The sequence below is a fragment of the Deltaproteobacteria bacterium genome (assembly GCA_026712905.1).
Classification (GTDB): domain Bacteria; phylum Desulfobacterota; class Binatia; order UBA9968; family JAJDTQ01; genus JAJDTQ01.
Genome location: JAPOPM010000182.1, coordinates 1 through 5,627, shown reverse-complemented (window position 1 = coordinate 5,627; position 5,627 = coordinate 1). Strand labels below are relative to the sequence as shown.

The window sequence follows — 5,627 nt, the reverse complement described above, 5'->3', positions numbered from 1 at the left end:
GGTTGACCTACAACCCGCGCTTCGCCGAATTGCTCGATCGGATCGACGAGTTCATCGCGGCGAATTCGTTCTGAGCTTCGCGCCGGGGTCCGGTGCGAGAGAGACGGGATCGACGCCCCGGCGTGCGGCCGTCAAGGTGACGAAGCCCAGATCGTCGGGATACTGAAGGAGCACCAGGCGGGGCCTGGCGAGGTGGGGTTGTGGCGCAAGTACGGCATCAGTGACGCGACGTTCTACAAGAGGCGCTCGAAGTATGGTGGGCTGGAGGTGTCGGAGGCGAAGCGACTGCGGAGCCTGGAGGCGGAGAACGCCAAGCTGAAGCGGTTGTTGGCGGAAGCGATGCTGGACGTATCGACGCTCAAGGAAATGGTCGGAAAAAACTTCTGACCCCCAGATCCAGAAGGGAAGGGGTGGACTGGGCGATGAAGAAAAGAGGTCACTCGCAGCGGCGGGCATGTGGTCTGGCGGGGCTGGATCCGCGGGTGTACCGGTACCGGTCGACCCGGCCGGACGACCGGGATCTGCGACGGAGGCTGTGGGGAGCTGGCGGCGGAACGTCGTGCTTCGGGTATCGGCGGCTGCACATCTTGTTGGCGAGGGAAGGCGTCGTGGTGAACCGCAAGTAGCATTACCGGCTCTACAAGGAGGATCGGTTGGTGGTGCGCAAGAGGGGCGGCCGCAAGCGGGCGCTGGGGACCCGGGCGCCGATGACCATCCCGCAAGGGGCGAACCAGCGCTGGTCGATGGACTTCGCCTCCGACGCCCTGGTGGACGGCAGGCGTTTCCGTGTGCTGTGCGTGACCGACGACTTCACCCGGGAGTGCCTGGGCACCATCGTGGACAACTCCATCACCGGGGAGCAGGTATCGAAGAACTCGACCACATCGCGCGACGGCGGGGGTATCCGTTGCGGGTGGTGTCCGACAACGTGCTATATGAGGAAGGAGGGTTGATGCTTGGGGCGCAGGTCTCCGATTGCCTGTTTTCGCTGGCGGCCTAAGGTTTGTCAAATTTTCCAAGTGGACCCGAGACTCCTGATCCCGGCGCGTTTCCGAACCACGCGACACGAGCTCACAGGATATCGTCCGCGATGCTGTCGGCGACCCGCGTCGCCGCTTCGTGCATGGAGTCGCGCGCCAGATGCGCGTACCGCGCCGTGGTTTCGACATGGGCATGGCCCAACAGCTTGCCGATTACGGGCAGGCTCTCGCCGAGTGCCAGCGCGCGGGAGGCGAACGAGTGTCGACAGTCGTGAAGCCGGACATCCTCAAGTTTCGCCCGCTCGCGCACGATGCACCAGTGACGGTCGACAAAGCACAGCCTTTCGCCCTTCTTCCGGCCCTGTACCACCCAGGGATTGCCCTCGGCGCGTGGAATGCCCGCGAGCACCCGCTTAGCCTCGGGCGACAGCGACACCGTCCGCGCGCCTGTCTTGGTGTCGGCGAGGTGCAGTTCCATGGCTTCGAGGTCTACGTCCTTCCAGCGCAGCGTCAGGATCTCGTTCTTCCGGCACCCGGTCAGCAACAGGAGCCGGATCGCCGCCGCGGCATGCACCGAGATGGCGCCGCTCGCCTCAGCCTCGTCGAGTGAGCGTCCAAGCCGACGGAACTCGACCGCGGTGAGGAACCGCTCCCGCCGCTGCTCCCGGTATTTCATCCGGCGCGGGCACGGGTTGCTCCCCTCGGGCATCAACCCCCAGGACTCGGCCATGTTGAACATCCGGGACAGGAGGTCCAGCGTCCGGTTCGCCATCGCTGGTGTCGTCCGCATCGCGTAGTGCAACTCGCGTACATCCTCTCGCCGGACTCGACTCAGCGGCAGCTTCCCCAGCGCCGGGACGATGCGCTTCTCGGCTCTTCGGCGGTACGCCCTCACGGTGTTCGGCTTGCAGTGCTCCTCCGCGTACTCCCTGAGATACCGCGCGGCAAGCTCGGCCACGGTCGGTTCGTCCGCGCGCTTCGCCGCCAGCGGCTCCGGCTCCTCGCCCGCCTTGGTCCGCGCGATGATCCGCGCGGCGCGCCGCCGCCCCTCCTCGGGAGTGATCACCCCGTGCCGGCCCACCGTAAGCCGCTTCGCCGAGCCCCGTGCGCGGGTCTGCACGACATAGTATTTCGCGCCGGTGGGGTAAACCCTGACACCGAAGCCCGGCTGCTCCGAGTCCCAGAACACCGTGTCTCTGTCTACCTTCAGCGCCTCGACCGTGCGCCTCGATATCGACCTCGTCGCGAGTTTCGCCATCGCGCTCCCCCGTCCCGCCTCAGCCCGCGTCCGCGTCCGGCCCGAAGAGGTCGGCGCCGAGGCTGCCGCCGACCTTCGCTGCCGCCGCCTTCTCGGTGTCGCGCGCCAGATGTGCGTAACGCGCGGTCGTGGCCACTTGCACGTGACCCATGAGCTTTCCGATCATGCTCAGACTCTCCCCGAGTGCCAGCGCACGGCTCGCCCAGCTGTGCCGAAGGTCGTGAAGCCGCACGTCCTTGAGCCCGGCCTTCGCGCGAAGGCGCGCCCACACCGCGTCCACGTCGACCATATGCGTGTCGGCCTTCCTGCCCGCGATCACCCAGGGGTTGTCCCCCTTCCGGGGAATCCCGTCGAGCACCGCCTCCACCGCCGGGGTCAGCGGAACGCTCCGAGGTCCCGTCTTCGTCTTGCTCAGCCTCAACTCGCGAGTCGCCCGGTCCACGTCGTCCCACCGGAGTTGCACGATCTCATTCCTCCGGCAGCCGGTCAGCATCAACAGGCGGAGCGCGGCGGCCGCCGAGGGACCCACCGAGCCGTTGGCCTCCGCCTCCCTGAGCACCCGGCCCACCTCCCGGTACTCCTCGGGCGTGAGGAACCTCTCCCGCCTGACTTCCTTGTACCGGCGCACCGCCCGGCAGGGGTTCCGACCCGGCGGCACGAGCTCCCACGCCTCCGCCATCGAGAGCATCCGCGACAGGACCCTGACCGCGTTGTTCGCTGCCTGTGGAGTCTCGCGCCGCCGGTAGTGGAACTTAGCGACCCGCGACCGGTCCACCTCGCTTATGGGCAGTTCGCCGAGTTCGGGCAGGATGTGGCGCTCGATGATGTGGCGGTAATCTGCCCGCGTCCGCTCCCGGCAGTTGACTGCCACGTGGCCGTGCATGTAGCGTTCCGCCAGACCCGCCACGGTGAGTTCCGGCTCCACCGGCGCCGGAAACGGCTCTAGGCCCCGCTTGACGCGGTCGATCGCCTCGGCGGCCTGCTTGCGGGCGTCGTCCGCCAACAGTTGACCGTAGCGCCCGAGGGTGACGCGTTTCGGACCCTGCGGGCCGCGCGTCTGGACCACGAAGACCTTGCGGCCGGTGGAGTAGACCCTGACGCCGAACCCGGCCAGATCCTTATCCCAGAAGACTGCGTCCTTGCCGGTTACCGCCAAGGCGTCGATGGTACGCTTGGTGAGTTTCCGATCGCTCTTCTCCAACATCGCGTGACTCCGGTCTCTGCTACCTGGCATTCGTTTGGTCTGTGGCGATGCCACGGCCGGGGCAGCGACGATTGCGCATTCTGCCGGGCCATGCACGGACACGCTCGGCGGTTCATTCGCCGCCATTACCCCTTGACTGGACGAGGGCCACAGGCCACAGTAATTTTTTATGCCTTCAGCCAGCACGGAATTAGTAATCAAATCGTAAGCAACTGGAATCGAATGCAGGTGTATTGAAGCGCATCCACGACGGGAACGCAAGCGCTCCATGAGACGAAGTTACGCTCATAAGTATCTAATATATAACGCAAAATCACACTCCTGCGCAACTCGGCGCAGGCCTGACCGATCAGGGTCAATCTGAAAGCTAGGTGTCATGTCAGCATGCCGTTTCGGGTTTCGTTTGGCCAGCAGATGCAAACGAGTGAGAGGTTACTGCAAACTCGCAGATAACTGGTTCGGCTTTCTGGAGGGCACGAGATCATGCCTGAAGCGTTGATGGAAGGCGGAGGAAGGGTTCTTCGGCAACCACATGAGGGCTTCGCAGAAGAAGTTTCCGCGAAGCCCTTGTCAGGCCGCAAGCATAACGGGCTGTATGATGGCGGCCCAAGGCGGCCGTTCCCCCTGTCAAACCTCTTGAGCCCCGGCATCTAGCCCCGAGCCTTCGCCCCCCGGTCATGAGCGGATGATCCCATGGCGCTGAGCGAACGCGTGCTGGCGGTAATCGCCGAGGTGACGCCCACGGAACTGGCGGAGGCGCGTCGCTGGTGCGAGATCGGGGACCGCGTGCACCTGCTCAGCGACTTGACGGAGGGCCGTGAGCGGACGCCGCGAAGGCGTGAGGGAACTGGGAAAAGGCCGATGAAGCCACCAAAAGGTACATCGCCGAGGGAATGACGCCAGCGGGGCCCGAAGACTTCCACGGACTCGTTCCTGGAAACGATGTACCCGCGGGTGATCCAAGTGTGAGTCGCAAGCCTCGGTCGCCGTCCGGATCGAAAGGAGTCGAAACCCATGGACATCGATATCAAGTGGGGCCGCAAGGGCGGAATCGTGATCGCGATGCCCGTGGGTCGTGTCAGCGACGACAGCGCGAACCTGTTCGAGCACATGTTGGAGAACGGAATCGATCCGTCGGATCAAGCCCTGATCCTCGACTTCGAGCAGGTGACGTTTTTCAGCAGCGCGGGCATGAGAGTCGTCTTGTCGATTGCAAGGAAATTCAACGAGCCGGGAAAGAAGTATGCCATGTGCGCGCTTCAGGAAGGGGTTCGCGGCGTTTTCAAACTCAGCGGCCTCGACAAGGTCATCACGGTCTACGATTCGCAGGCGGCGGCGGTGGAGGCGTTCGAGAACGCCTAAACCCCGTTCAATGCGGTCCGCCGGTCGGACGCTAGCCGATAGCCGCGTCGGGTCTCAGTGTCGAAGGGGCGCGCAGCCCCCTCTTCGCCAGCCCAATGGCGGAAATTGGGCAAGCTGGCTCCTGCCACCTAACGGGTGAAGGGGCCAGCTTTTTCGTGTCCCCTGACCGGCCGCCCACGCGTCCCTGAGGTAGTCCGGGAAAATCGGCAAGTTCCGAAAAGGTGTAGGCGGAGGAATCCGCCCAGGCGCCCGCGGCGGCGGCGCCTCGCCCGAAGCGCGCGGCGCCGTAGCGCAACATCGGCCATCTGCCCGCTCACCTGCCCCGGACCGAGCAGGCGGTTGACCTCCTTGTTCTTGTTCTCCTTGGACGCCACCGCCTTCACGTTCTTGGAGGTCACGCCCATCTCCTCGGCCGCGATCATGGCGTTGAGGGACCAGCGCACGTGGTTCCCCGGCCCCCCGAGACCCTTACGTCCACGCTTTCAGGTCATCGGGTCGCCCCGAGCGGCTGGGTTCGTCCAAGGACTGGGCGATGAACCTCATCGCGCAGGTGGGCAACTACGGCGAGGTCTTCGAGAAGCACCTCGGCAGGGAGACCCTCATCGGCCTCGACCGGGGCCTCAACGCCCAGTGGACCGAAGGCGGAATGCTCTACGCGCCGCCGTTCCGGCAGACCGCGACACCTAACCCATCTTTAACATGAATGTGGGGATTTAGGGTATTTTGTGTACGGGTGCACCATCTAACCTATTGAATTCATTGAGATCATGTTTCTGGGGACGGAATGTAGTGCCATACTAATGTATCATGGCTTGCATTCCGC

Annotated in this window: 4 protein-coding genes and 2 pseudogenes; 4 read left to right on the top strand and 2 right to left on the bottom strand. The window is 64.6% G+C overall.

Annotated elements, in window-relative coordinates:
- The first annotated feature begins 108 nt into the window (after positions 1-108).
- A pseudogene (locus OXF11_15385) lies at positions 109-928 on the top strand (DDE-type integrase/transposase/recombinase).
- Between the two features lie 143 nt (positions 929-1,071).
- On the opposite strand, the gene OXF11_15380 reads toward OXF11_15385, so the two are convergent.
- Both OXF11_15380 and OXF11_15375 read right to left on the bottom strand, forming a co-directional pair.
- Complete coding sequence (locus OXF11_15380) at positions 1,072-2,238, bottom strand: tyrosine-type recombinase/integrase (protein ID MCY4488475.1); 1,167 nt, start codon at positions 2,236-2,238, stop codon at positions 1,072-1,074.
- A gap of 19 nt (positions 2,239-2,257) precedes the next feature.
- Positions 2,258-3,442: a tyrosine-type recombinase/integrase gene (locus OXF11_15375; protein ID MCY4488474.1), complete on the bottom strand. Its 1,185-nt coding sequence runs from the start codon at positions 3,440-3,442 to the stop codon at positions 2,258-2,260.
- Positions 3,443-4,135: 693 nt separating this feature from the next.
- On the opposite strand from OXF11_15375, the gene OXF11_15370 reads away from it, so the two are divergent.
- The 3 genes and pseudogenes from OXF11_15370 to OXF11_15360 all read left to right on the top strand — a co-directional run bounded on the left by OXF11_15370 (position 4,136) and on the right by OXF11_15360 (position 5,507).
- Positions 4,136-4,339, top strand: coding sequence for a hypothetical protein (locus tag OXF11_15370; GenBank protein MCY4488473.1), 204 nt, complete (start codon positions 4,136-4,138; stop codon positions 4,337-4,339).
- A 117-nt stretch (positions 4,340-4,456) separates the two neighbouring features.
- Positions 4,457-4,804, top strand: a complete 348-nt coding sequence (locus OXF11_15365) for an STAS domain-containing protein (GenBank protein MCY4488472.1) — start codon at positions 4,457-4,459, stop codon at positions 4,802-4,804.
- A gap of 502 nt (positions 4,805-5,306) precedes the next feature.
- Positions 5,307-5,507, top strand: a pseudogene (locus OXF11_15360) (hypothetical protein).
- Positions 5,508-5,627 lie beyond the last annotated feature (120 nt).